The organism is Streptomyces sp. NPDC041124 (genome assembly GCF_055592385.1).
The window spans coordinates 441,101-465,116 of the sequence record NZ_JBVIYR010000002.1 but is presented as its reverse complement, the minus strand read 5'-3'; the positions used below and the strand labels follow the sequence as shown (position 1 = coordinate 465,116).

Here is a 24,016-nt window from a genome sequence, read left to right as displayed (position 1 = left end):
GCGCCTCCTGAAGAGGTAGGGGGGCGTACGCCGCTATGTACGAGATACCGAACGGAGTTGCTCAGCCGCCCCGCCAAGTCGCCGAAGTGGCTCGTGTCACACGCTCGTTCGGCGGGAGAGGGCGTCCCGGACGGCCTCCTCCGAGCGGGCCACGACCGCCGTCCCGTCGTCCGCCGTGATGATCGGCCGCTGGATCAGCCTCGGACGCGCGGCCAGCGCAGCGATCCAGCGGTCCCGCGCACCGGCGTCCCGCGCCCACTCCTCGAGTCCCAGCTCCTGCGCCTCGGCCTCCTGGGTCCGCGTGATGTCCCACGGCTCCAGTCCCAGCCGCTCCAGCACCGCGCGGATCTCGTCCTCGCCCGGCACCTCCTCCAGGTAGCGGCGGACGGTGTAGTCGGCCCCCTCGGCGTCGAGCAGGCCGAGGGCGGCACGGCACTTCGAACAGGCCGGATTGATCCAGATCTCCATGCCGCACACGGTACGCCGCTCCCTGTTTGTTCGAATTTCAGGCCCGGGCGCGCGTGTCACGCGGGACCGGTGGGGCGAGACGTGAAATCCCGTGCTCACCAGCGCATTTGATGGCTCGTGGAGGTCTGCTGATTGTCAGTGCCGGGCAGTAGAATGGGAGCAGTGTTCGAGGGATTCGCCGGGGTCGTCATGGACCCCGGCCGACCGCCCCGACCGCGACAGGAGGATGCCCGTGCCCGCTGCCGCACTGAAGCCGAAGCCCCTGCCCACCCAGTCCACCGCGACGCGCCCCGTGCTGCTCGAACTGCCCTGCGCCCCGGTGGAGAAGAGCCCCCTGCCGGCGGGCCGCCCGCGCGAGTGGTACGTCACCCACAACCGCCGGCTCAAGGCGATGCGGCTCGCCATCGCCCTGCTCGACTCCGGCGTCTACCTGCCCAACCAGGCACGCAACGAGAAGATCCGCCGCACGGCGGCGCTGATCGGCGTCCACCCGCCGTCGGACACGACGTGCCACATGGTGCGCGCGTTCATGCGCTACAACCGCTGACACCTGACACCCGCACCGGCGCCGGGCGCCCCCGCCGTACGGGGCGCCCGGCACCGCCTCAAGATGCCGCGCACCGGCCCGGCCCAGTCGCCGGCCCGCACGGCGAGCAGCGGCAGCAGCACGGGGTGCTCCACCGCCCCGTCCAGCGACGCCTCACGCACCCGACCGTCCGGATGGCACAGCCCGAGGGCGAGCCGGGAGTCCGCCTCCGCGCCGGGGACCGGCCACGGCAGCGCGCGCCGGCAGCGGATCAGGTCCCGGGCGCCCAGGTCGAACGCGGTCCACGCCAGGGCGTCGGCGGTGTCCAGGGCCTCGGTGAGGGGCACGCCCCGGATGACCCGGCCGGCCGCCGCCCCGCCGCTCCTGATGTCGTCGTGCATACCGCCCCACCCCTGCCGGCCTGCCGTCTCCGGACGAGCGTAGAGGCCGCGCGGGCGTGGGGCGCGGCCAATCAGTACGGCTGGAAGTTGATGTACCCGAGCAGGACGATCACCGCGACGACGCAGCCGAGGACCACGGCCGTCGACACCCAGGACGAGCGGCCGGAGGACCCCCTGTGCTCGGGGTCGGCACGGAACGGGACCGGTCCGGGAGGGTTGTCCTTCCAGCGCGCGGCGAGCATACGGGCCCGGGCCGACGGCTCCTTGTGCTCGGCGCCGTCCGCCCACCTGAGGTCGAACTCCCGCTCTTCGTCGTCCCTTTCGGACATCCCCGTGACTTTCTCTCGAACAGCAGTGTCAGACCAAGGATCCCTCTCCGTCCGCCCAGAGGGAAGCTTTCCGGACACACGACAGCGCCCCCGCCCCGGAGAACCGGAGGCGGGGGCGCAGGCGTGACGCGGGAGGATCACACGTCGAAGTACAGCTCGAACTCGTGCGGGTGCGGGCGGAGCTGGAGCGGGGCGATCTCGTTCTGGCGCTTGAAGTCGATCCACGTCTCGATCAGGTCCGGCGTGAACACGTCGCCCTGGAGAAGGAACTCGTGGTCGGCCTCGAGGCGGTCCAGCACGGCGCCGAGGGAGGTGGGGACCTGCGCCACGTTGGCGTGCTCCTCGGGAGCCAGCTCGTAGAGGTCCTTGTCGATCGGCTCGGCCGGCTCGATCTTGTTCTTGATGCCGTCCAGGCCCGCGAGGAGCAGTGCCGAGAAGGCCAGGTACGGGTTGCCGGAGGCGTCGGGGGCGCGGAACTCCACGCGCTTGGCCTTCGGGTTCGATCCGGTGATCGGGATGCGCATCGCGGCGGAGCGGTTGCGCTGCGAGTACACCAGGTTCACCGGGGCCTCGAAGCCCGGCACCAGGCGGTGGTAGGAGTTCACCGTCGGGTTGGTGAAGGCCAGCAGCGACGGGGCGTGCCGGAGGATGCCGCCGATGTAGTAGCGGGCGGTGTCCGACAGGCCGGCGTAGCCCTGCTCGTCGTAGAAGAGCGGCTCGCCGCCCGTCCACAGCGACTGGTGGACGTGCATGCCGGATCCGTTGTCACCGAAGATCGGCTTGGGCATGAAGGTCGCGGTCTTGCCGTTGCGCCAGGCGACGTTCTTGATGATGTACTTGAAGAGCTGGAGGTCGTCGGCGGCGGCGAGCAGCGTGTTGAAGCGGTAGTTGATCTCCGCCTGGCCGGCGGTGCCCACCTCGTGGTGCTGCCGTTCGACCTTCAGGCCGGCCTTGGCCAGCTCCAGGGACATCTCGGCGCGCAGGTCGGCGAAGTGGTCGACCGGCGGGACCGGGAAGTATCCGCCCTTGTAGCGGACCTTGTACCCGCGGTTGTCCTCCAGGGCCCCGGTGTTCCAGGCGCCGGCCTCGGAGTCGATGTGGTAGAAGGACTCGTTCTCCGACGTCTTGAAGCGCACGCTGTCGAAGACGTAGAACTCGGCCTCGGGGCCGAAGTAGGCAGTGTCGGCGATGCCGGTGGAGGCCAGGTAGGCCTCGGCCTTCTTCGCCACGTTGCGCGGGTCGCGGGAGTACGCCTCGCCCGTGATCGGGTCGTGGATGAAGAAGTTGATGTTCAGCGTCTTGTCACGGCGGAACGGGTCGAGGCGGGCGGTCGACAGGTCCGCGCGCAGCGACATGTCGGACTCGTGGATGGCCTGGAACCCGCGGATCGACGATCCGTCGAACGCGAGCTCCTCGTCGGGGTCGAACGCCTCGGCGGGGATCGTGACGTGCTGCATCACACCCGGCAGGTCGCAGAACCGGACATCGATGAACTTGACGTCCTCGTCCGCGAGGTACTTCTTGGCGTCGTCGGCGTTCTGGAACATCCAGCTCCTCCTACTCCCGACCGTCCCGCCGGGGTGGTAGATCGTCTGTGCTGCCGGGTGTGGGCGGCACTCGCTGCACTCGACCCTAGGGACGGGTCATTTCTCGTGCGTGACCCATTTGTTTCGCACAAGTTAACCAGCCCCTCTTCCACGGTAGCCCCGACGCACCCCGCCGTCCTGTGGTCATTTCCGTGCGCAGTACCGTGGACGGGTGGACAACAGGCAAGCAATCGGATCATGGCTGTCCGGGCCGCGCGCGGCCCTGGAGGACGCCGGTGCCGACTTCGGTTACCGGGGCGAGCAGCTGGGACTGCCGGAGGACGGGCCGGGCTCGATCGCCCGCCCGGGCCGCAGGCTCGGCGCCCTCGCGGTGGACTGGGGTCTGTGCATGCTGATCGCATACGGTCTCATCACCGACGGCTACGACGGACAGTCGACCGGCAACTGGGCGCTGCTGGTGTTCCTTGTGCTGAGCGTCCTGACCGTCGGCACGGTCGGGTTCACCCCGGGCAAGCGCCTCTTCGGGCTGCGGGTCGTCGCCCTCGACAGCGGCCGGGTGCGGCCGCTGCGCGGGCTGGTGCGTTCGGTCCTGCTGTGCCTGGCCGTCCCCGCCCTCATCTGGGACCGCGACGGGCGCGGTCTGCACGACCGGCTGGCCCGCACGGTCGAGGTGCGGATCTGAGGTCCGCCGTCGAAGGGTGCGGATCCGGCCGTCCGGGGCCCGCTGCCGGGGCGCGGAGCTGAGATCAGCCCCGAGAGGTGACGGATACGCCGATGGGGGCGCCGGAAGTGGTTCCGGCGCCCCCATCGGCGTATCCGCGAAAGGGTGGGGGTCAGCGGCCCCGCTGGCCGCCGCCGCCCTTCGGCAGCTTCATTCCCTTGGGCATCGGGCCCTTGGGGAGCGGCATGTTGCTCATCAGGTCGCCCAGGGCGCGCAGCCGGTCGTTGGTCACGGTGACCTGAGGGCCGGAGAGCACCCGGGGCAGCTTGAGCATCGTCGTGCGCAGCTTCTTCAGCTCCACCTGGCCCTCGCCCGTGCCCACGATCAGGTCGTGCACCGGGACGTCCGCGACGATGCGGTTCATCTTCTTCTTCTCGGCCGCCAGCAGGCTCTTCACCCGGTTCGGGTTGCCCTCGGCCACCAGCACGATGCCGGCCTTGCCGACCGCGCGGTGCACCACGTCCTGGCTGCGGTTCATCGCCACCGCGGGGGTCGTCGTCCAGCCCCGGCCGATGTTGTCGAGCACCGCCGCGGCGGCGCCCGGCTGTCCCTCCATCTGCCCGAAGGCCGCCCGCTCGGCCCGGCGCCCGAACACGATCGCCGTCGCGAGGAAGGCGAGCAGGAAGCCCAGGATGCCGAGATAGATGGGGTGCCCGATCAAGAAACCGATCGCGAGGAAGACACCGAAGGTGACGATTCCGACAGCCGCGAGTACAAGACCGATCTTCTTGTCGGCCCTGCGGGTCATCTTGTAGGTCAGGGCGATCTGCTTCAGTCGCCCGGGGTTCGCAGCGTCCGCTGCGGTTTCCTTCCTCGCCATGCGATGAAGTCTACGTGCCCCCCGGAGCGCCTTCGACGGCAGTGCCGGGGGTGACGGGCTCAGAGGCGGGGGGAGGCGGTCCGGTCGAGGACCCGCTGGGTCTCGACCCGGTCCCTGGCGCGCCGGCGGTCCTCCAGCACGGAGGTCCAGGCGTTGCGGCGGGCGGTGCGCTGACCACTGCTCATCAGCAGTGACTCGACGGCGCGCAGTGCGGTGGTGAAGGACGGGATGGGAGTGGCGCGGACGGGCGCGGCCTGCATGGTGGAGGTCTCCCTCGGTGCGGGCGGGTAGGGGGGCACGTGGTGTACGTGCGGTGATTCCAGGCTCACTGACTGGTGTTACCAGGGCGTGACCAGCCGGTCAAACAGGCATGAAGCCTCGGTGGGCGCTCCCGGAACGCCTACGCGGTCCCGACCTGTGCCCTCATCTGCGAGGACGGTCGGGACCGCGTTCTCTCGGCCGGTACCGGCCGGTAGGGCCTTGTGCGTGAATTCACACGCGATGTCCGTGTCCCCGGGGTGGTGCCTCCGGGGCCGGTCTCAGACGGCTTGGGAGGCCACGTACGTGCCTCGCTTCTCGACGGCCATCCGGTAGAGGCGGCCGGCGCGGTACGAGGAGCGGACGAGCGGGCCGGACATCACACCGGAGAAGCCGATCTGCTCGGCCTCCTCCTTCAGCTCCACGAACTCGTGCGGCTTCACCCAGCGCTCCACGGGGTGGTGGCGCACGGAGGGCCGCAGGTACTGGGTGATGGTGACCAGTTCGCAGCCCGCGTCGTGCAGCTGCTTCAGCGCCTCGCTGACCTCGTCCCGGGTCTCGCCCATGCCGAGGATCAGGTTGGACTTGGTGACCAGCCCGTAGTCGCGGGCCTCGGTGATGACCTTCAGGGAGCGGTCGTAGCGGAAGCCGGGGCGGATCCGCTTGAAGATCCGGGGGACCGTCTCGACGTTGTGCGCGAAGACCTCGGGGCGGGAGGAGAAGACCTCGGCCAGCTGTTCCGGCACGGCGTTGAAGTCGGGGGCCAGCAGCTCGACCTTGGTGCGGCCGTCGGCGCGCTCGGCCGTCTGCGCGTGGATCTGGCGCACGGTCTCCGCGTACAGCCAGGCGCCGCCGTCCTCCAGGTCGTCGCGGGCGACGCCGGTGATGGTGGCGTAGTTCAGGTCCATGGTGACGACCGACTCGCCGACGCGGCGCGGCTCGTCACGGTCCAGCGCCTCGGGCCTGCCCGTGTCGATCTGGCAGAAGTCGCAGCGCCGGGTGCACTGGTCGCCGCCGATGAGGAAGGTCGCCTCGCGGTCCTCCCAGCACTCGTAGATGTTCGGACAGCCGGCTTCCTGGCAGACGGTGTGCAGACCCTCGCTCTTGACCAGGTTCTGCATCTTGGAGTACTCGGGGCCCATTTTCGCCCGGGTCTTGATCCACTCGGGCTTGCGCTCGATGGGGGTCTGGCTGTTGCGGACCTCCAGGCGCAGCATCTTGCGTCCGTCGGGTGCGACTGCGGACACGACCGGCTCCCTAGCGATTGATTCTTCGGCGTGCTCAAGCGTACGCCCGTGGATGTGAAGGCCCGGCGAGGGTGTGGCCCTGCTGAGGGCGGCCACCCGCGGTTCTCGCCGCGACCTGGGCGCCCGAGGCGTTCAACACCGGGCGGGCGGCCTTTATGCCGGTGTTCTCTCGATCTCCCGGGGCTTCAGCTCGGCGTTGAGGAGGATGTCCCGGAGGTGGCGTTCCACCACGGGCAGCACCTCGTCGATCGTGATGTCCCGGCCGAGTTCGTTCGCCAGGGAGGCGACGCCCGCGTCGCGGATCCCGCACGGGATGATCTTGTCGAACCACTTGTTGTCGGGGTTCACGTTCAGCGCGAAGCCGTGCATCGTGACGCCCTTGGCCACCCGGATGCCGATCGCGGCGATCTTGCGGTCCTCGCGGCGCTGGCCGGCGTTGGACGGCGCGTACTCCGGGCCGTCGAGGCGGGGGTCGAACTCGTCGTCCTGCAGCCGGGGGTCGAAGTCGAGGGAGAGCCCGCCCAGTGCCGGGCGCTGCTCGACCGGGTCGCCGAGGACCCAGACGCCGCTGCGGCCCTCGACCCGCGTGGTCTCCAGGCCGAAGTCGGCGCAGGTGCGGATCAGCGCCTCCTCCAGGCGCCGGACGTGCGCGACCACGTCCACCGGGCGGGGCAGCTTCTGGATCGGGTAGCCCACCAGCTGGCCGGGGCCGTGCCAGGTGATCTTGCCGCCGCGGTCCACGTCGATGACGGGGGTGCCGTCGAGAGGGCGCTCGCTCGCCTCGGTGCGCCGGCCGGCCGTGTAGACCGGGGGGTGCTCCAGGAGGATCACGGTGTCGGGCGCCTCGTCGGCGAACCGCGCCGCGTGCACCCGGCGCTGCTCGTCCCAGGCCAGCTGGTAGTCGACGGCCTCGGCCCCGAAGCCCATCCGGACGAACCGCAACTCACTCACGGCGACACGCCTCCCAAGAACGTCGTCAGGCGCGCGACGCGCCCACGCCACTGTACGTCCGCCGCCCGCCCGTCAGCTTTCGGGTCAATCCTCACACGATCGGATGAATGCCGGTTGTTGCCTGCGATCAGGTGCTCACTCTCCGCTACATTCGCGCCGTCCCATGACGCCGAATGGGCTGCTCACAGGCAATCCGGGCACCCCACAGCCGGAAGGCAGGAGACCGCACCGCAGATGACGGAACGACCCGCGCAGCGCACGCCCAACCGACAGCTCGCCGCGCTCATCGCAGAAGCGGGGTTCTCCAACGCGGGACTCGCCCGTCGCGTGGACCAGCTCGGTCTCGAACACGGACTCGACCTGAGATACGACAAGACCTCCGTGACGCGCTGGCTGCGCGGTCAGCAGCCGCGCGGGACGACGCCGGCGCTGATCGCCGAGGTGTTCACCCGGCGGCTGGGGCGCCGCCTCACCGCCCAGGACCTCGGCCTCGACGCCTGCGCCCCGGTCTACGCGGGACTGGAGTTCGCGGCCGGTCCCGAGGAGGCCGTCGACATCGTCAGCGGGCTGTGGCGCAAGGACTCCGGCAGCCATGCCGAACTGCGCAAGATCGCCTTCACCTCGGCCGGGCTGGTCGTACCGAGCCGGGACTGGCTCATCGGGCGGGCCGACGAGAAGGTCGCCCGCGCCGAACCGCCGGCCCGGGTGCCCGCGCAGGGGCGCCCCGCGCCCCGCACCCTGCTGACGCCCGACCTCCTCGCCCGCAGGCGCGGCGCCGCCGAGCGCGGGCCGGGGCAGCGGGTCACCGGCGGCGACATCGCCGCGCTGCGGTCGGTCGCCGAGCTGTTCCGCACCCTCGACGACGCGTACGGGGGCGGGCACGCCCGCCAGGCCCTCGTGCGGTACCTGGAGCACGAGTGCGAGCCGATGCTGCGGGGCACGTACGGCGAGCAGACGGGCCGCCGGCTGTTCGCCGCTGCCGCGGACCTGACCCGGCTGGCCGGGTGGACCTCGTACGACATCGCCGCGCACGGGCTCGCCCAGCGGTACTTCGTGCAGGCGCTGCGGCTCGCGCAGGCGGCGGGGGACCGGCCCTACGGCGCGTACGTCCTGGTCACCATGAGCCGGCAGGCCGTCTACCTCGGGCACGGGCGGGAAGCCGTGCAGCTCGCGCGGGTCGCCCAGCAGGGGGCGGGGGGCTCCGCACCGGCCGCCGTGCAGTCGATGCTGCACGCCGCCGAGGCGCGGGGGCACGCGGTGCTCGGAGAGGTGCGGGCCTCCACGGCGGCGCTGGCCCGCGCGGAACGCGCGCTGGAGGGCGCGCGGGTGGGGGACGAGGTGCCGTACTGGGCGCGCTCGTTCGACGAGGCGCAGCTCGCGGACGAGTTCGGTCACTGCCACCGGGACCTGCAGCAGTTCCGGGCCGCCGCGCAGCATGCCGAGCGCTCGCTGCAGCTGCGGTCGCCGGGGTACGCCCGCAGCAGGCTGCTCTGCCGGATGGTGCTGGCCACCGCGCGGCTGGGGCTCGGTGAACTGGACCAGGCGTGTCAGCTGGCCGCGGAGGCGGCCGGGCAGGCGGCCGAGATGCGCTCGGTGCGGGCGGTGGAGTACGTCCGCGACTTCGAACGCAGACTCGAGCCGTACCGTGACGCGGGCCCGGTCCGCACCTACCGCGACAGGGTGGCAGCCCACAGCTGACGGGTGCGTCGCGGCGGGGTCGCCGGCCGGCTGACGGTGGTCGGTCGTACGCCTGCGGCGCCGCTGTCCGCCGTCGTGCCGCCGCCCTCCGCTCTCCGCGGGCAGTCCTGCCGCAGGGGCGATGGGGGAGGGCGGGCGCGACGGCACCCCGCCCGCGCCGGGCTGCGCGGACCCTCCCGGCCCGCAGCGGCGCCGGGGGTGCGCTCAAGCACGGTGTGGCAGCGTCACGCCGCGTGCGCCGTCGGGACCGGTTCCGCCGTGTGCAGCGAACGGCTCACGCCCAGGTCCGCGAGAAGCGCCGCGGCCGCCCGCCGAGCCGAGTGCAACGCCCCCTGCACGGACCCCGTGTCCCGGTGGTCCCCGCACACGTACAGCCCCGCCAGCAGGCGCACCGGCCGCCGCAGGTCGTGCGGCGGCCGCATCTGCGGCACCGCCTCCGCGGTGTGACGCACCGCCAGCGTCTCCCACCGCGCCGTGGACACCCCGTACAGCCGCGCCAGATGCATCCGCACCGCCGTGTCCACCCCCGGGGTCGCCGGCCCCAGGACCGTGGAGGTCACCAGCGTGCGGCCGGCCGGCGCGCGGGACGGGTCGACGGCGCTGACGAGCGCCGTGTGCGCCACCGGTCCGCCCCGGTCCGCGTCCAGCAGCAGCGACGCACCGGTCGAGGGGACCGCGTCGGTCGTGTGGTGCACCACCGTCACCGGGTGGAAGCCCGGCACCCGCAGTCCCGGCAGCAGCTCCGCCGCCGCCCGCGCCCCCGTCGCGACCAGCACCGCGCCGCACCGGAACTCGCCGTGCTCCGCGGTGGTCACCGAGGTCGTGGACACGGACGTGACCCGCACCCCCGTGCGCACCGTGCCCGGTGGCAGCGTCCGCGCCAGCCGCCGCGGCAGCGTCTCCGCGCCGCCCTCCGGCAGGCACAGCCGCCCGCCGGCGAAGGAGTGCAGGGCCAGATCCGCGCACCGGCTGGACGTCACGAGGTCCGGGTCGCACAACAGCGCGGCGAGCAGCGGGCGCAGGAAGCCGTCGACGGTGCGGGCGGGCAGGCCCCGGGTCACCAGTGCCTCGGCGGCGGGCAGTTCCGGCCGGGCCAGCAGCCGTTCGGCGGGCGTGCCCGCGAGCCTGGTCAGCGCCGCCCCCAGCCGGGCCTGGTCCACCGCCGTGCCCAGCGGAGCGCCGCTGCGGTTGCGGGGCACGGACACCTGCCGGCCCGGCACGGCCACCGGCTTCCTGGGGCCGGCCCCGGGCCGGGGAGTGCTCGCCAGGGCGCGCACCGCATGGAGTGCGCCCCTCGCGCTGCGCGCCCCCCGCGCGCCCGGCTGCGCGCCGGCGCGGTGGTGCCGTCCGTCGCTGTGCAGCAGGACACCGGGATCGAAGGGTTTCAGCACCAGCCCGTCGAGCCCCGGGGTCTCCCGCAGTTCGGGATACGCCGTGGACAGCAGCCGCCCGACCCTGTCGAGCCGGAAGCCGTCGATCTCCTCGGTCGCCATGCGACCGCCCACCTCGTGGGCTGCCTCCAGGACGATGGTGGTGACTCCTGCGCTGGTCAGTCGTCGAGCCGCGGAGAGTCCGGCGATCCCGGCTCCCACGACGACGACGTCCGCCTGGTACGTGGGCTCAAGCACGTGCCCCTCCTCGAGGTTGCGCGGGCGCTGGAGACGTCATGCCCTCAACAGGCCCCAGGGATACCCGAGTTCCGGTCGAGGTTAGGTCCGTGTCCGGTCGCCGGGTCAGTCGCGCATGGGCAGTGCACGGGCGCACGACGGTCGCATACACACACCGGATGGGCACGGTGAGGTCGCAGGGGGCTCAGTTTCGTGCGCGCAGCGGTCGGATTCGACCGGATCCGCTCGCGGGGCGGCGCTCGGCGGCCTGCCGCGGGCCGCTCACGGGGCCGCCCGCACCGCCCCCTCGATCCGCGGGAAGGCGAACCGGAAGCCCGACTCCAGCAGCCGCGCCGGCAGCACCCGGGCGCTGCCCAGCACGTCCCCGGCCATCTCGCCCAGAACCGTCCGCAGCACCGCCTCCGGCACCGGGAGCACCGCCGGCCGGCGCAGCACCCGGGCCATCGTCGCGGTGACCTCCCGGTTGGTCGCCGGATGGGGGGCCGTCAGGTTGAACGGGCCGGACAGCCCGTCGGTGTCGAGGAGGTGGCGCAGTGCCGCCACCTCGTCGTGCAGGGCGATGAACGACCAGTACTGGCGTCCGTCGCCCATCCGCCCGCCCAGACCGGCCCGGAAGAGCGGGAAGAGCCTGCCCCACGCTCCGCCCCCGCGCGCCACCACCAGGCCGGTCCGCGCGAACACCGTCCGCACGCCCGCCTCCCGCGCGGGCGCCGCCGCGGCCTCCCACTCCACGCACACCCGCGGCAGGAACCCCTCACCCGGTGGCGCGCTCTCGTCCACCGCCCGGTCACCGGTCTCGCCGTAGTAGCCGATCGCGCTGCCGTTCACGAACACCCGGGGCCGGACGTCCTCGGGCAGGCCGGCGAGCGCCTCGGCCAGCGCGGTCGTGCCCCCCACCCGGCTGGCGCGGATCCGCGCCTTGTAGGCGTCCGTCCAGCGGTGGTCGCCGACGCCCGCCCCCGCCAGGTTCACCACCGCCTCGCACCCGGCGAGCCCTGCCGCGTCCACGGATCCCCGCTCCGCGTCCCACCGGACCTCGTCCGCCCCCCGGGGCTCAGCCCGCACCAGCCGGACCACCGAGTGCCCGTCAGCCGTCAGGGACCGCACCAGGGCGGCCCCGATGAGCCCGGACGCCCCGGCCACCGCGATTCGCGAACGCTCCATGCCGTCCATCCTGCCCCCCGGCGGCGCGAAATTCTCGGCGGGACCACTCGCCGCAGCCGTAACCTCAAGGCCATGACCGAGCCGCTCGTACGCCCCGCCCGCCCCGAGGACGAGGGAGACCTGGCACGCCTCGACCGTGAGACCTGGTCCCACGAGTTCGCCGTCATGCCCCGGCCCGAGCCGGACGAACCGTTCTTCCGCGAGACGTGCGGGCCCGACGCCCACCTCGTCGCCGAGCACGACGGCCGCCTCGTGGGCTACATCAGGCTCGGCCACCCGACCCCGCTCAAGTCCAACGCGCACGTCCAGCAGATCCGCGGCCTCGCCGTCGCCGAGGAGGCGCGCGGCAGGGGCGCGGGCCGGGCCCTGGTGCGGGCCGCCGTGGCGGAGGCCCGACGCCGGGGCGCCCGCCGCATCACGCTGCGCGTCCTGGGCCACAACACGGTCGCCCGGGCGCTGTACGCGTCGGAGGGCTTCGCCGTGGAAGGGGTGCTGCCCGGGGAGTTCTTCCTCGACGGCGCGTACGTCGACGACGTCGCGATGGGCCGGCCGCTGCTGTGACCGGCCGCTAGGAGGTCACCACCTCGCCCGTGTCCACCGGCGCCGTCGCCTCCGCGGCGCGCTCGGCGTCCTCCGCGACCTCGTCCGCCGTCAGGACGTACCCCGTCTCGGCGTCCGTGGTGGAGCGCGCGAACACCACGCCGAACACCCGGCCGTCGGTGGTCAGCAGCGGGCCGCCGGAGTTGCCGGGGCGGACGGTGGAGCGGATCGAGTAGATCTCGCGGGTGACCGTCGCGTCGCTGTAGATGTTCTGCCCCCTGGCCTGGAGACGGCCCGCCACCGTCGCCGCCTGGAGGTTCAGGTCGCCGTCCTGCGGATAGCCCGCGACCACCGCCGAGTCGCCGCGCCCCGCGTCGTCCACGAAGTCCAGCACCGGAGCCCCCAGGTCCGGCACGTACAGCACGGCCACGTCCTTCTGCGGGTCGAAGAGCACCACCCGCGCCTCGTACGTCCGCCCGACCCCGCCCACGCGCACGGTCGGCTCGTCGATGCCCGCCACCACGTGCGCGTTGGTCATCACGTGCTCCCGCGCGTACACGAACCCGCTGCCCTCGCGGCCCTGCGTGCCCGCCACGCCCTCCACCTTCACCGTGCTGCGCTGCGCCGCGCGGGTCGCGGCCGCCGTCACGCTGTCGCCGGACGGTTCGGCGACCTCGGCGGTCGACTCGTTCTCGAACGGGTTGAACACCTGCGGGAAGCCCGCCTCGGTCAGCGCCGAGGTCGCCCGGGAGAACCAGCCCGGAGTGGTGTCCGGCATCACGTCCTGCACCGCGCCCAGCAGCCGCGAGTCGCGGATCGCCGACGTCACCAGCGGGGACGACGACGCCCCCAGCACGCTCGCCGCCACCCACGCCACGATCAGCACGGCCACCGAGTTCGCCACCGCGCCGCCGAGCCCGTCCGCCACTCTGAGCGGGCCCCGGTCCAGCTCCCGCCGCAGCCGGAGCGCCAGCCGCCCCGCCAGTTCGTGACCCACCACGGCCGGCAGCAGCACCGTGAACACGGCCGTCACGGTCGCCCCCGTCGTCCCCGCCGTCACCAGGTCCATGACCCACGGCAGGATCCACACGCCGATGACCGCACCGCCCACGAAACCGGCCAGCGAGACACAGCCGGCCAGCAGCCCGCGCCGGTAACCGGACGCCGCGTAGGCCAGGACGACCAGCAACAGCAGGATGTCGAGCAGGTCCACACACGCCGCCTTTCTCTCGGGCCCCCTGTACGTGGGGGAGGGGCCCGGTGATCAGCCACGCGCGCGACGGCCGCCGGGCAGCGGCCACGCGCGCGTGTAACGGGGAGAACGTCGCGGACCGACACGATGGTTCCACCGGATGGCACAGCACGGATCGCGGACCCCGCCGACCGGACCCACAGTGGGGCCATGCGTGTTCCGAGACGACCGCGCGGAGCGCGGAAGCGCCGCGCCTCCCGGATACCCGGCGGGCGCGGCACCCGCCGGCTGCCGGCAGCCGCCACGGTGGCGCTCGGCTGTCTGCCGGGCGTGGCCGCCGCCGTCGCCCTGGTGCTGTGCGCCTACGGCGTCGAGCGGGCCGCGGGATCCGCCGGCACGGCCTCCGCCGCCGCACGGGCCGAACCCGCCTTCCGGGCGCCCCGGCCGCCGATCGTGCCGCGCGCGGTCTGGCTGGGCGACGGCGCCCGCGAGCAGCCGCCACCGCGCTACGACGACGAGGTCGTCGCGGTCTTCATCCACCACACCGACTCGCCGGGCACGTACGACTGCGCGGAGGCGCCCGCCATCATCAAGGGCCTGTACGAGGGGCAGACCGTCGGCCGGGACTGGGACGACCTCGGATACAACTTCGTCGTCGACCGCTGCGGCACCATCTACGAGGGCCGCGCCGGCGGCACCGACCGCCCCGTCACCGGCGCCCACACCCAGGGCTTCAACCACCGCACCACCGGCATCGCCGCTCTCGGCACCTTCACGGAGGGCGCCCACGTGCCGTCCGAGATGCTCGACGCGATCGCCGCACTGGCCGCGTGGAAGCTCGGCACGTCCGGCACCGATCCGCGCGCCGAGGTGCGGCTGGTCTCCAGCAACGGCGGCAGCCGCTACGCGGCCGGCACCGCCGCCACGCTGCACGCGGTCGCCGGCCACAGCGACGGTTTCATGACCAGCTGCCCGGGCGCCGCCCTGCAGGCCCGCCTCCCCGACATCAGGACCCTCGCGGCCCGCATCCAGGGCCGCGACACCGCAGAGCGGGCCATGCGAGAGGAGGCCGCCGCATCCACACGGGACACCCTGAAGCGGAACGTCACACAGAACGAAGAGCACACCCATGAGTGACACCCCTCGAAGTACCACCTGGGCGGACGCGCTGCGCCGCCCCTGGGCGGCGCTGTGCGCCGCCGCGGCCGTCGTCCTCGGCCCGGCCGCCCACACCGCCTCCGCCCTCACCCAGGCCAACGCGGCCCCCCTGCGCCAGGCGCCGACCCCCCACCGGCGGCTGTGACCGGACGAGGAGACGAGGAGCGGAGCCCGCGAGGGCCCCTCCGGCGGATCAAGCCGCGCGCGGGCTGCCGTGCCCGGTCGGCTCGGGAGACCGGCTCGGGCGGGGGGCGGACCCACGGGGGCCGCGGCACGGTCCGCGGGACGGACCTAGTCCCGGAAGCGCTCCCAGAGCCGCGGATAGCGTTCGGCGAGCAGCGCCTCGTCCTCGAAGTCGAGCGGTGTGCCCTCCGGCTCCACCGGGGCCGGAGGCAGCTCCAGGTCCGGTGCCACCGTCCCGGTGAGCTGCTCGTAGGCCTCGTCCGCGGCGTAGCCGAGGTCCTCGCCGTCGCCGTCGATCTCCTCGTCGAAGTCGTCGTCCAGCAGGTCGGCCAGCGCGTCCGGGTCGTGCAGGGCCCCTTCGAAGACCTCACGGCCCTGACCGATCAGCCAGCACCGGAAGGAGTCGAAGGCGTCGTCGCTCGCCCCGTCGAGGAGCACCCACGCGGCGCCCCACAGGTCCCAGTGGTAGGCGCGGTGGTAGCGGGACTCGAAGTGACGGGCGAAGTCCAGGACGGCCTCCGGATCCAGCCGGACGAGCCGCTCCACGAGCAGATCGGCCTGTTCCTCCGGGTCGCCCTCGGCGTCCTCCCGGGCGTTGTCCACCAGCTCCCAGAACTCCGTCTCGTCCATCACGTGCTCCAGCATCGACCCTGCGTCTCGCGGACGCACCCGCAGTGCACGCACGGACGCGCGTACAGGGGCGCGGGGAACCGCGCGAACGGGGGTCCGGGGGCGGAGCCCCCAGGGACGGCGGGGGCGGAGAACGCCGGCCCGGGGCCGGCCCCGTCACCGCCGCCCGTACACCTCCGCCAGCCGCGCCGCGTCCGCCGCGAACCGCTCCCGCAGCCTCGCCGGCGCCAGCACCTCCGCCTCCGCCCCCAGTGCCGTCAGCTGCGTGTGCGCGACCTCTTCGGACTCCACCGGCAGCGTCACCGTCACCCGTCCGTCCTCGTCGGCGTCGCCCGCCCCCGCCAACGCCTCCCGCGCCGCCGGCGGATCCACGACGTGCGGCAGCCGGCGCGCGCCCTCCGCCGACAGCCGCACCACGACCTCCGCCCGCAGGAGCGACCGCGCGAACTGCTCCGCCCGCTCCTCCCAGAAGGCCGGCAGCGCGAAGTCGGCCGCCCGCTCGAAGCGCTCCCCGCCCGCCTCCACCGCCGTGAACCGGTCGATGCGGTACACCCGGAAGGCGTCCCGGTCCGCCACCCGCGCGCACAGGTACCAGACGCCCGCCTTGAGCACGAGCCCGTACGGTTCCAGCTCCCGCTCCACCTCGTCCTCGCCGCGCCGGTAGCGTGCGGTGATCCGCCGGTCGTCCCACACCGCGTCCGCGACGGCCGGCAGCAGCTCGGGCGTCGTCGGCTCGCGGAACCAGTTCGGGGCGTCCAGGTGGAAGCGCTGGGCCGCCGTGCGGGAGGCGTCCCGCAGGGACGGCAGCAGGGCGGCCGACACCTTCAGCCGCGCCGCCGAGGCCGCGTCCTCCAGGCCCATCTCGCGCAGCGCGCCCGGCACCCCCGACAGGAACAGCGCCTCCGCCTCACCGCGCGCCAGCCCCGTCAGCCGCGTCCGGTACCCGCCGACCAGCCGGTAGCCGCCGATCCGTCCCCGGTCCGCGTACACCGGCACTCCGGCCTCCGACAGCGCCTGCGCGTCCCGGGTCACGGTCCGCTCCGACACCTCCAGCTCGCGTGCCAGTTCGGCGGCGGTCATGGAGGGCCGGGACTGGAGCAGCAGCACCATCTTGATCAACCGGGCAGCGCGCATGGAGCACATCATGCAGGAGGCCCCCGGCGCTCGGTGAGCGCCGGGGGCCTCCTGCATGACCGGACCCTCACAGGCCGTACTTCTCGCGGGCTTCCTTCACGGCCGCGGCCTTCACCTCGCCGCGCCGGGCCAGCTGGGCCAGGGCGGCGACGACGATGGACTCGGCGTCGACGCCGAAGTGGCGGCGGGCCGCCTCACGGGTGTCCGACAGACCGAAGCCGTCGGCGCCCAGCGAGGTGTAGTCCTGATCGACCCACTGCGCGATCTGGTCCGGGACCTGGCGCATGTAGTCCGACACGGCCAGCACCGGGCCCTCGGCCCCCTGGAGCGCCCGCCGGACGAACGGCACCCGCTCCTCGCCGCGCAGCAGCGCCTCGTCGGCCTCCAGCGCGTCGCGCCGCAGCTCGGTCCACGAGGTGGCGGACCACACGTCGGCGGCCACACCCCACTCCTCCGCGAGCAGGCGCTGCGCCTTCAGTGCCCAGTGGATCGCCGTGCCGGAGCCGAGCAGCTGGATGCGCGGGGCGTTGGCGGCGGGGGTGAGCCCGGCCGTCTCCGCCGTGTTGAAGCGGTACAGGCCCTTGACGATGCCCTCGTCGACGCCGGCCGCCGACGGCTTCGCCGGCTGCGGCAGCGGCTCGTTGTAGACCGTCAGGTAGTAGAAGACGTCCTGGTCCTCGCCCGGCCTGGCCTCGCCGAACATCCGGCGCAGACCCTCCTTGACGATGACGCCGATCTCGTACGCGAACGCCGGGTCGTACGTCAGTGCCGCCGGGTTGGTCGCCGCGATGACCGGGGAGTGGCCGTCGGCGTGCTGGAGGCCCTCGCCCGTCAGCGTCGTGCGGCCCGCCGTGGCGCCGACCAGGAAGCCGCGGCCGAGCTGGTCGCCGAGCTGCCACATCTGGTCGCCGGTGCGCTGCCAGCCGAACATCGAGTAGTAGATGTAGAACGGGATCATCGTCTCGCCGTGCGTCGAGTACGACGTGGAGGCGGCGACGAACTCGGCCATGGCGCCGGCCTCGGTGATCCCCTCGTTGAAGATCTGGCCGTTCTTGGCTTCCTTGTAGTACATCAGCTGGTCGCGGTCGACCGGCTCGTACGTCTGCCCCATCGGCGAGTAGATGCCGAGGGACGGGAAGAGGCTCTCCATGCCGAAGGTGCGTGCCTCGTCGGGGACGATCGGCACCCAGCGCTTGCCGGTCTCCTTGTCGCGGACCAGGTCCTTGACCAGGCGGACGAACGCCATGGTGGTGGCCACGTTCTGCGAGCCGGAGCCCTTGTCGAAGGCGGCGAAGGCCTTGTCGGCGGGCTGCGGCAGCGGCGCGACCGGGTGCACGCGGCGGGCCGGGGCCGGACCGCCGAGCGCGGCGCGGCGCTCCTGGAGGTAGCGGACCTCGGGGGAGTCGGCGCCCGGGTGGACGTAGGGCACCTGGCCGTCGACGAACCGCGCGTCCGGGATCGGCAGCTCCAGCCGGTCGCGCATCGCCTTGAACTCGTCCACCGACAGCTTCTTCATCTGGTGGTTGGCGTTCTTGGAGGCGAAGCCCTCACCGAGCGTGTGGCCCTTGACGGTCTGCGCCAGGATCACCGTCGGCGCGCCCTTGTGGGCGAGCGCGGCCTTGTACGCGGCGTGGACCTTGCGGGACTCGTGGCCGCCGCGCGAGAGGTGGAAGCACTCGAGGATCTTGTCGTCGCTCAGCAGCTTCGCCATCTCGACGAGCGCCGGGTCCTTGCCGAAGAAGTCCTCGCGGATGTAGGCGGCGTCGCGCGTCTGGTACGTCTGCACCTGCGCGTCCGGTACCTCACGCAGGCGGCGTACCAGGGCGCCGGTGGTGTCGAGCCGGAACAGCTCGTCCCACGCGGTGCCCCACAGCGTCTTGATGACGTTCCAGCCGGCGCCGCGGAACTGGGCCTCCAGCTCCTGCACGATCTTGAAGTTGGCGCGGACCGGACCGTCGAGGCGCTGCAGGTTGCAGTTGATGACGAAGGTCAGGTTGTCCAGCTGCTCGCGGGAGGCGAGGGTGAGCGCGGTCGTCGACTCGGGCTCGTCCATCTCGCCGTCGCCGAGGAACGCCCACACGTGGGAGTCGGAGACGTCCTTGATGCCGCGGCTGGTCAGGTAGCGGTTGAAGCGCGCCTGGTAGATCGCGGAGATCGGCCCGAGGCCCATCGACACGGTGGGGAACTCCCACAGCCAGGGCAGCCGGCGCGGGTGCGGGTACGACGGCAGGCCGTTGCCCCCGGCCTCGCGGCGGAAGTTGTCGAGCTGCTGCTCGCCGATCCGGCCGTCGAGGAAGGCGCGGGCGTAGATGCCGGGGGAGGCGTGGCCCTGGATGTAGAGCTGGTCGCCCGAGCCGTCTCCCTCCTTGCCGCGGAAGAAGTGGTTGAACCCGGTCTCGTACAGCCAGGCGGCGGAGGCGAAGGTGGCGATGTGTCCGCCGACGCCGTACTTGCTGCCCCTGGTCACCATGGCGGCCGCGTTCCAGCGGTTCCAGGCGGTGATGCGCTGCTCCAGCGCCTCGTCGCCGTCCACGGCGGGCTCGGCGGAGGTGGGGATGGTGTTGACGTAGTCGGTTTCGAGGAGCTTCGGCAGCGCGATGCCGGCGCCCTCGGCGCGCTCCAGCGTGCGGCGCATCAGGTATGCGGCACGGTGCGGCCCGGCCGCCTTGGTGACGGCGTCCAGGGAGGCCTGCCACTCGGCGGTCTCCTCGGGGTCGCGGTCCGGGAGCTGGTCGAGCTCGCTCGGCTGGATGGCGTTGGGGTCGGTCATGTCGCCGCCTTCCTCAGTCGAAGGGGGTTCCCTCATCGGTAAGGGTTCGGGGGTGCCCTAGGTCTTTGGCAGGACAGGGCGGGGACTTCGGTGGAAGTCCGCAGGCGACAATAACCCCCTGATCGATGATCGATCAAAGGGTTGAGGGGCAAAACCTCTCGATACCGAGAAAGTCGGCACGGGGTGCCTCCGGCGGTGGCACCGGGTGACTGTTCAGTCGGGCTGTTTGCGCAGGTGAGGCACGGTGCGCGCGGAAGAGCACGGGGCGCTTGGGAGGTATGTCCGCCGCACGCCGGTGGGGGCGGATCGCGCAGTTCCCCGCCCCCCAGCAGGGGCGCGGGGAACTGCGCGAAGGGGGTCCGGGGGCAGAGCCCCCGGGGACGGGACGGAAAGGGGCGGCGGGGGTGAACAGCTCTCGCTACGCCCGCGGCGCGCACCCCAGCACATGGGCCTTGACCAGCTCCGCGATGCGCGGATCACGCCGCCGGAACGCCGCGACCAGCTCCTCGTGCTCCTCCGCGTACGACTGCTGCACCGTCCCCAGCCACCGTATCGACAGCGCGGTGAACACCTCGATCCCCAGCCCCTCCCAGGTGTGCAGCAGCACCGAGTTGCCCGCCGCCCGCACCAGCTCCCGGTGGAACGCCACCGTGTGCCGCACCTGCCCCGTCCCGTCGGCCAGCCGGTCCGCCTCGTACAGCGCGGCGACGTGCGGCTCCAGCGCCGAGCAGTCCTCCGCCAGCCGCTCCGCCGCCAGTTCCGCCGCGATCGCCTCCAGACCGGCCCGTACGGGGTAGCTCTCCTCCAGGTCGGCGGCCGTCAGGTTCCGCACCCGCACGCCCTTGTTCGGCGCCGACTCGATCAGCCGCAGCGACTCCAGCTCCCGCAGCGCCTCCCGCACGGGCGTCTGGCTGACCTCCAGCTCGGTCGCGATGCGCCGCTCCACGATCCGCTCGCCCGGCTTCCAGCGTCCGCTGATGATCCCTTCCAGGATGTGCTCGCGGATCTGTTCGCGCAGCGAGTGGACGACGGGCGCGGTCATGAGGGGCTCCTTAGCGGGGCCCTCGGGCCCCCGGGGGGCTTTGACGAATAGACAATACGGCCGTGAGCCCACCCCGCAGGGGCGCACAGGGGCGCTTTCGCCCAGGTGAGACGAGACTTACACGCCCCATACGCCGGTGCCCCCGCCCGGAAAGCCCTCAGGGGGCTTCCGGACGGGGGCACCGCGGGACCGTCTCAGCGGCCGGAGATCACCCGTCGGGTCACAGGCCGAGCTCGACCTCGAACTCGCCGGCCTCCAGGATCGCCTTGACCGCCGTCAGGTAACGGGCCGCGTCGGCGCCGTCCACCAGGCGGTGGTCGTAGGAGAGGGTCAGGTAGGTCATGTCGCGGACGCCGATGACCGTGCCCTCCTCGGTCTCGATGACGGCCGGACGCTTGACCGTGGCACCGATGCCGAGGATCGCGACCTGGCCCGGCGGCACGATGATCGTGTCGAACAGCGCGCCGCGCGAACCGGTGTTGCTGATGGTGAAGGTCGCGCCGGACAGCTCGTCCGGGGTGATCTTGTTGCCGCGGACCTTGCCCGCCAGCTCCGCCGTGGCCTTGGCGATGCCGGCGATGTTGAGGTCACCGGCGTTCTTGATGACCGGGGTCATCAGGCCCTTCTCGGAGTCCACCGCGATACCGATGTTCTCGGTGTCGAAGTAGGTGATGGTCCCCTCGGCCTCGTTGATCTTGGCGTTGATCGGCGCGTGCGCCTTCAGCGCCTGCGCCGCGGCCTTGACGAAGAACGGCATCGGGGAGAGCTTGACGCCCTCACGGGCCGCGAACGCGTCCTTGGCACGGGCACGCAGCTTCATGAGGCGGGTGACGTCGACCTCGACCACCGAGGACAGCTGCGCCTGCTCGTGCAGGGCCTTGACCATGTTGTCGCCGATGACCTTGCGGATCCGCGGCATCTTCACCGTCTGACCGCGCAGCGGGGAGGCCTCGAGCGCCGGGGCCTTCTTCGCGGCGGGCGCGGCGGCGGCGGCCGGAGCCGGGGCGGCCGCGGTGGCCTTGGCGGCCTCGGCGGCGGCGATGACGTCCTGCTTGCGGATACGGCCGCCGACGCCGGTGCCCTTGACGGTGGACAGGTCGACGCTGTTCTCGGCGGCGAGCTTGCGCACCAGCGGGGTCACGTAGGCGCCCTCGTCCGTGGCCTGGGCGGCGGCCGGAGCGGCAGCCGGGGCCGGGGCGGCGGGGGCCTGCTGCGCCGGTGCCGGAGCGGCCGGGGCGGGCGCCGGAGCGGCCGGGGCGGCCTGCTGCGGGGCCGGAGCGGGAGCCGGAGCCGCCAGGGCGGGAGCGGGAGCCGGGGCGGGCTCGGGCTGCGCGGGGGCGGGCTCGGGCTGCGCGGGGGCGGGCTCGGGCTGCGCCGAGGCCTCGGGAGCGGCCGGGGCGGGGGCGGCGGCCGGAGCGGCACCGGCCTCACCGATGACGGCGAGCTTGGCGCCGACCTCGGCCGTCTCGTCCTCGCCGACCACGATCTCCAGCAGCGTGCCGGAGGCGGGCGCCGGGATCTCGGTGTCGACCTTGTCCGTCGACACCTCCAGCAGCGGCTCGTCGGCCTCGACGCTGTCACCGACCGACTTCAGCCAGCGGGTGACGGTGCCCTCGGTGACGGACTCACCGAGCGCGGGCAGGACCACGTCCGTGCCCTCGGCGGAACCGCCGCCGGCCGAGGCCTCGGCGCTGGGCGCCGGAGCCGGGGCGGGCTGCTCGGTGGACGGCTGCGCCTGCGGCTCCGGGGCGGGAGCCGGCGGAGCGGCCTGCTCGGCCGCCGGGGCCTGCTCCGCGGCCGGGGCCTGCTCGGCCGCCGGGGCGCCCGAGCCGTCGTCGATCAGGGCCAGCTCGGCGCCGACCTCGACGGTCTCGTCCTCGGCGACCTTGATGGAGGACAGCACGCCGGAGGCGGGAGCGGGGATCTCGGTGTCGACCTTGTCGGTGGAGACCTCGAGCAGCGGCTCGTCGGCCTCGACGCGATCGCCCTCGGCCTTCAGCCAGCGGGTGACGGTGCCCTCGGTGACGCTCTCGCCGAGCGCCGGAAGGGTTACGGAAACCGGCATGGTTTCGGTTGCTCCTTTAAAAGTGCGGAAGTCTGTGTCGTCGCGCCCGGTGACCGAGGGCGTCAGTCGTGGGAGTGGAGGGGCTTGCCGGCCAGCGCCAGGTGGGCCTCACCCATCGCCTCGTTCTGCGTCGGGTGGGCGTGGATGAGCTGCGCCACCTCGGCCGGCAGAGCCTCCCAGTTGTAGATCAGCTGGGCTTCGCCGACCTGCTCGCCCATACGGTCGCCGACCATGTGGACACCGACCACCGCACCGTCCTTGACCTGGACGAGCTTGATCTCGCCCGCGGTCTTCAGGATCTTGCTCTTGCCGTTGCCCGCCAGGTTGTACTTCAGGGCGACGACCTTGTCTGCGCCGTAGATCTCCTTGGCCTTGGCCTCGGTGATGCCGACGGAGGCGACCTCCGGGTGGCAGTACGTCACCCGCGGGACACCGTCGTAGTCGATCGGGACGGTCTTCAGACCGGCCAGGCGCTCCGCCACCAGGATGCCCTCGGCGAAGCCGACGTGCGCGAGCTGGAGCGTCGGGACCAGGTCACCGACGGCCGAGATCGTGGGGACGTTGGTGCGCATGTACTCGTCGACCAGGACGTAGCCGCGGTCCATGGCGACCCCGGCCTCCTCGTAGCCCAGGCCCTGCGAGACCGGGCCGCGGCCGACGGCGACGAGCAGGACCTCGGCCTCGAACTCCTTGCCGTCCGCCAGGGTGACCTTCACGCCGTCCTGGGTGTACTCGGCCTTCTCGAAGAAGGTGCCCAGGTTGAACTTGATGCCGCGCTTGCGGAACGCGCGCTCCAGCAGCTTCGAGCTGTTCTCGTCCTCGACCGGGACGAGGTGCTTCAGGCCCTCGATGACGGTGACCTCGGACCCGAAGGACTTCCACGCGGAGGCGAACTCGACGCCGATGACGCCGCCGCCCAGGACGATCGCGGACTTCGGCACGCGGTCCAGGACCAGGGCGTGGTCGGAGGAGATGATGCGGTTGCCGTCGATCTCCAGACCGGGCAGCGACTTCGGCACGGAACCGGTCGCCAGCAGGACGTGGCGGCCCTGGACCCGCTGACCGTTGACGTCCACGGAAGTGGGCGAGGACAGCCGGCCCTCGCCCTCGATGTAGGTGACCTTGCGGGAGGCGATCAGCCCCTGCAGGCCCTTGTACAGGCCGGCGATCACGTCGTCCTTGTACTTGTGGACGGCCGCCATGTCGATGCCCTCGAAGGTGGCCTTCACACCGAACTGCTCGCTCTCGCGGGCCTGGTCGGCGATCTCGCCCGCGTGCAGCAGGGCCTTCGTGGGGATGCAGCCGTTGTGCAGGCAGGTACCGCCGACCTTGCCCTTCTCGATCAGGGCGACGTCCAGGCCCAGCTGCGCCCCGCGCAGGGCCGCGGCGTAACCACCGCTGCCACCGCCGAGGATCACTAGGTCGAAAACGGTGCTGGCGTCGTTCGCCACGTCACGTCCTCCATGCATTGCGCCACGCCGGTCTCCAGTGACCGGTCGGCGGCTGGTGTCCGGCCGCTCAATGTTCTCGGCCCTTGGGTGGGC

23 protein-coding genes are annotated in these 24,016 nt (G+C 72.7%); 6 read left to right on the top strand and 17 right to left on the bottom strand.

From position 1 onward, the window contains the following. Positions 1 to 96: 96 nt before the first annotated feature. On the bottom strand, positions 97 to 468 hold the full coding sequence (locus tag ACZ6A9_RS06530) for an ArsC/Spx/MgsR family protein (protein ID WP_468979534.1): 372 nt from the start codon (positions 466 to 468) through the stop codon (positions 97 to 99). Between the two features lie 232 nt (positions 469 to 700). On the opposite strand from ACZ6A9_RS06530, the gene ACZ6A9_RS06525 reads away from it, so the two are divergent. Further along, positions 701 to 1,015 carry a hypothetical protein gene (locus ACZ6A9_RS06525; protein WP_468979531.1) on the top strand — a complete coding sequence of 105 codons (315 nt, stop codon included), beginning with the start codon at positions 701 to 703 and terminating at the stop codon, positions 1,013 to 1,015. Here ACZ6A9_RS06525 and ACZ6A9_RS06520 read toward each other — a convergent pair. From ACZ6A9_RS06520 to glnA, 3 genes are all read right to left on the bottom strand, one after another. Next, positions 1,003 to 1,395 carry a hypothetical protein gene (locus tag ACZ6A9_RS06520; protein ID WP_468979528.1) on the bottom strand — a complete coding sequence of 131 codons (393 nt, stop codon included), beginning with the start codon at positions 1,393 to 1,395 and terminating at the stop codon, positions 1,003 to 1,005. The two genes, ACZ6A9_RS06525 and ACZ6A9_RS06520, sit on opposite strands and share 13 nt — an antisense overlap. Positions 1,396 to 1,466: 71 nt before the next feature. Then, entirely contained in the window at positions 1,467 to 1,724 is a 258-nt protein-coding gene (locus ACZ6A9_RS06515) for an SCO2583/SCO2584 N-terminal domain-containing protein (RefSeq protein WP_468979523.1), read from the bottom strand. A 137-nt stretch (positions 1,725 to 1,861) separates the two neighbouring features. Further along, the gene (glnA, locus tag ACZ6A9_RS06510) at positions 1,862 to 3,271 is read right to left on the bottom strand and encodes a type I glutamate--ammonia ligase (RefSeq protein WP_468979518.1); all 1,410 of its coding nucleotides are present in this window, start codon (positions 3,269 to 3,271) and stop codon (positions 1,862 to 1,864) included. Positions 3,272 to 3,482: 211 nt separating this feature from the next. On the opposite strand from glnA, the gene ACZ6A9_RS06505 reads away from it, so the two are divergent. Further along, on the top strand, positions 3,483 to 3,953 hold the full coding sequence (locus ACZ6A9_RS06505) for an RDD family protein (protein WP_468979513.1): 471 nt from the start codon (positions 3,483 to 3,485) through the stop codon (positions 3,951 to 3,953). A gap of 151 nt (positions 3,954 to 4,104) precedes the next feature. Here the strand turns inward: ACZ6A9_RS06505 and ACZ6A9_RS06500 are convergent, their stop codons facing one another. The 4 genes from ACZ6A9_RS06500 to lipB all read right to left on the bottom strand — a co-directional run bounded on the left by ACZ6A9_RS06500 (position 4,105) and on the right by lipB (position 7,268). Continuing rightward, the gene (locus ACZ6A9_RS06500) at positions 4,105 to 4,812 is read right to left on the bottom strand and encodes a DUF4191 domain-containing protein (RefSeq protein ID WP_468979510.1); all 708 of its coding nucleotides are present in this window, start codon (positions 4,810 to 4,812) and stop codon (positions 4,105 to 4,107) included. 59 nt (positions 4,813 to 4,871) lie between these two features. Continuing rightward, positions 4,872 to 5,072 carry an SCO2195 family GlnR-regulated protein gene (locus ACZ6A9_RS06495; RefSeq protein WP_468979508.1) on the bottom strand — a complete coding sequence of 67 codons (201 nt, stop codon included), beginning with the start codon at positions 5,070 to 5,072 and terminating at the stop codon, positions 4,872 to 4,874. A gap of 279 nt (positions 5,073 to 5,351) precedes the next feature. After that, positions 5,352 to 6,317: a lipoyl synthase gene (gene lipA / locus ACZ6A9_RS06490; protein WP_468979505.1), complete on the bottom strand. Its 966-nt coding sequence runs from the start codon at positions 6,315 to 6,317 to the stop codon at positions 5,352 to 5,354. A 153-nt stretch (positions 6,318 to 6,470) separates the two neighbouring features. After that, entirely contained in the window at positions 6,471 to 7,268 is a 798-nt protein-coding gene (gene lipB / locus ACZ6A9_RS06485) for a lipoyl(octanoyl) transferase LipB (RefSeq protein WP_468979501.1), read from the bottom strand. Positions 7,269 to 7,502: 234 nt separating this feature from the next. Here lipB and ACZ6A9_RS06480 point away from each other — a divergent pair, with 234 nt between their 5' ends. Beyond that, positions 7,503 to 8,966, top strand: coding sequence for a regulator (locus ACZ6A9_RS06480; protein ID WP_468979498.1), 1,464 nt, complete (start codon positions 7,503 to 7,505; stop codon positions 8,964 to 8,966). A gap of 224 nt (positions 8,967 to 9,190) precedes the next feature. Here ACZ6A9_RS06480 and ACZ6A9_RS06475 read toward each other — a convergent pair whose 3' ends face one another. After that, complete coding sequence (locus ACZ6A9_RS06475; protein ID WP_468979492.1) at positions 9,191 to 10,594, bottom strand: NAD(P)/FAD-dependent oxidoreductase; 1,404 nt, start codon at positions 10,592 to 10,594, stop codon at positions 9,191 to 9,193. Positions 10,595 to 10,855: 261 nt separating this feature from the next. Then, entirely contained in the window at positions 10,856 to 11,758 is a 903-nt protein-coding gene (locus ACZ6A9_RS06470; protein WP_468979486.1) for a TIGR01777 family oxidoreductase, read from the bottom strand. 72 nt (positions 11,759 to 11,830) lie between these two features. Here ACZ6A9_RS06470 and ACZ6A9_RS06465 point away from each other — a divergent pair, with 72 nt between their 5' ends. Further along, a complete protein-coding gene (locus ACZ6A9_RS06465) occupies positions 11,831 to 12,319 on the top strand; it encodes a GNAT family N-acetyltransferase (RefSeq protein WP_468979481.1) in 489 nt (162 codons plus the stop codon). Positions 12,320 to 12,326: 7 nt separating this feature from the next. Here ACZ6A9_RS06465 and ACZ6A9_RS06460 read toward each other — a convergent pair whose 3' ends face one another. Continuing rightward, on the bottom strand, positions 12,327 to 13,511 hold the full coding sequence (locus tag ACZ6A9_RS06460; RefSeq protein ID WP_468979476.1) for a MarP family serine protease: 1,185 nt from the start codon (positions 13,509 to 13,511) through the stop codon (positions 12,327 to 12,329). Between the two features lie 285 nt (positions 13,512 to 13,796). Here ACZ6A9_RS06460 and ACZ6A9_RS06455 point away from each other — a divergent pair, with 285 nt between their 5' ends. Beyond that, on the top strand, positions 13,797 to 14,627 hold the full coding sequence (locus ACZ6A9_RS06455) for a peptidoglycan recognition protein family protein (RefSeq protein ID WP_468980682.1): 831 nt from the start codon (positions 13,797 to 13,799) through the stop codon (positions 14,625 to 14,627). Next, on the top strand, positions 14,620 to 14,793 hold the full coding sequence (locus ACZ6A9_RS06450) for a hypothetical protein (RefSeq protein ID WP_190095597.1): 174 nt from the start codon (positions 14,620 to 14,622) through the stop codon (positions 14,791 to 14,793). Before ACZ6A9_RS06455 ends, ACZ6A9_RS06450 begins: the two co-directional genes overlap by 8 nt. A 146-nt stretch (positions 14,794 to 14,939) precedes the next feature. Here ACZ6A9_RS06450 and ACZ6A9_RS06445 read toward each other — a convergent pair whose 3' ends face one another. The 6 genes from ACZ6A9_RS06445 to lpdA all read right to left on the bottom strand — a co-directional run bounded on the left by ACZ6A9_RS06445 (position 14,940) and on the right by lpdA (position 23,923). Then, the gene (locus tag ACZ6A9_RS06445) at positions 14,940 to 15,461 is read right to left on the bottom strand and encodes a DUF4240 domain-containing protein (protein ID WP_468980679.1); all 522 of its coding nucleotides are present in this window, start codon (positions 15,459 to 15,461) and stop codon (positions 14,940 to 14,942) included. 156 nt (positions 15,462 to 15,617) lie between these two features. Beyond that, on the bottom strand, positions 15,618 to 16,595 hold the full coding sequence (locus ACZ6A9_RS06440) for a helix-turn-helix transcriptional regulator (RefSeq protein WP_468979467.1): 978 nt from the start codon (positions 16,593 to 16,595) through the stop codon (positions 15,618 to 15,620). Between the two features lie 67 nt (positions 16,596 to 16,662). Continuing rightward, positions 16,663 to 19,365, bottom strand: coding sequence for a pyruvate dehydrogenase (acetyl-transferring), homodimeric type (gene aceE / locus ACZ6A9_RS06435; RefSeq protein WP_468979461.1), 2,703 nt, complete (start codon positions 19,363 to 19,365; stop codon positions 16,663 to 16,665). Between the two features lie 418 nt (positions 19,366 to 19,783). Further along, positions 19,784 to 20,407, bottom strand: a complete 624-nt coding sequence (locus tag ACZ6A9_RS06430; RefSeq protein ID WP_468979458.1) for a GntR family transcriptional regulator — start codon at positions 20,405 to 20,407, stop codon at positions 19,784 to 19,786. 220 nt (positions 20,408 to 20,627) lie between these two features. Continuing rightward, complete coding sequence (gene sucB, locus ACZ6A9_RS06425) at positions 20,628 to 22,472, bottom strand: 2-oxoglutarate dehydrogenase, E2 component, dihydrolipoamide succinyltransferase (protein ID WP_468979456.1); 1,845 nt, start codon at positions 22,470 to 22,472, stop codon at positions 20,628 to 20,630. 62 nt (positions 22,473 to 22,534) lie between these two features. Further along, on the bottom strand, positions 22,535 to 23,923 hold the full coding sequence (gene lpdA / locus ACZ6A9_RS06420; protein ID WP_468979454.1) for a dihydrolipoyl dehydrogenase: 1,389 nt from the start codon (positions 23,921 to 23,923) through the stop codon (positions 22,535 to 22,537). Positions 23,924 to 24,016: the final 93 nt, after the last annotated feature.

Coding starts and splice junctions, on each gene's coding strand:
- ACZ6A9_RS06530 (WP_468979534.1), bottom strand. CDS start 468: ATGGAGATCTGGATCAATCCGGCCTGTTCGAAGTGCCGTGCCGCCCTC.
- ACZ6A9_RS06520 (WP_468979528.1), bottom strand. CDS start 1,395: ATGCACGACGACATCAGGAGCGGCGGGGCGGCGGCCGGCCGGGTCATC.
- ACZ6A9_RS06515 (WP_468979523.1), bottom strand. CDS start 1,724: ATGTCCGAAAGGGACGACGAAGAGCGGGAGTTCGACCTCAGGTGGGCG.
- glnA (WP_468979518.1), bottom strand. CDS start 3,271: ATGTTCCAGAACGCCGACGACGCCAAGAAGTACCTCGCGGACGAGGAC.
- ACZ6A9_RS06500 (WP_468979510.1), bottom strand. CDS start 4,812: ATGGCGAGGAAGGAAACCGCAGCGGACGCTGCGAACCCCGGGCGACTG.
- ACZ6A9_RS06495 (WP_468979508.1), bottom strand. CDS start 5,072: ATGCAGGCCGCGCCCGTCCGCGCCACTCCCATCCCGTCCTTCACCACC.
- ACZ6A9_RS06480 (WP_468979498.1), top strand. CDS start 7,503: ATGACGGAACGACCCGCGCAGCGCACGCCCAACCGACAGCTCGCCGCG.
- ACZ6A9_RS06470 (WP_468979486.1), bottom strand. CDS start 11,758: ATGGAGCGTTCGCGAATCGCGGTGGCCGGGGCGTCCGGGCTCATCGGG.
- ACZ6A9_RS06465 (WP_468979481.1), top strand. CDS start 11,831: ATGACCGAGCCGCTCGTACGCCCCGCCCGCCCCGAGGACGAGGGAGAC.
- ACZ6A9_RS06450 (WP_190095597.1), top strand. CDS start 14,620: ATGAGTGACACCCCTCGAAGTACCACCTGGGCGGACGCGCTGCGCCGC.
- ACZ6A9_RS06445 (WP_468980679.1), bottom strand. CDS start 15,461: ATGGACGAGACGGAGTTCTGGGAGCTGGTGGACAACGCCCGGGAGGAC.
- ACZ6A9_RS06440 (WP_468979467.1), bottom strand. CDS start 16,595: ATGCGCGCTGCCCGGTTGATCAAGATGGTGCTGCTGCTCCAGTCCCGG.
- aceE (WP_468979461.1), bottom strand. CDS start 19,365: ATGACCGACCCCAACGCCATCCAGCCGAGCGAGCTCGACCAGCTCCCG.
- ACZ6A9_RS06430 (WP_468979458.1), bottom strand. CDS start 20,407: ATGACCGCGCCCGTCGTCCACTCGCTGCGCGAACAGATCCGCGAGCAC.
- sucB (WP_468979456.1), bottom strand. CDS start 22,472: ATGCCGGTTTCCGTAACCCTTCCGGCGCTCGGCGAGAGCGTCACCGAG.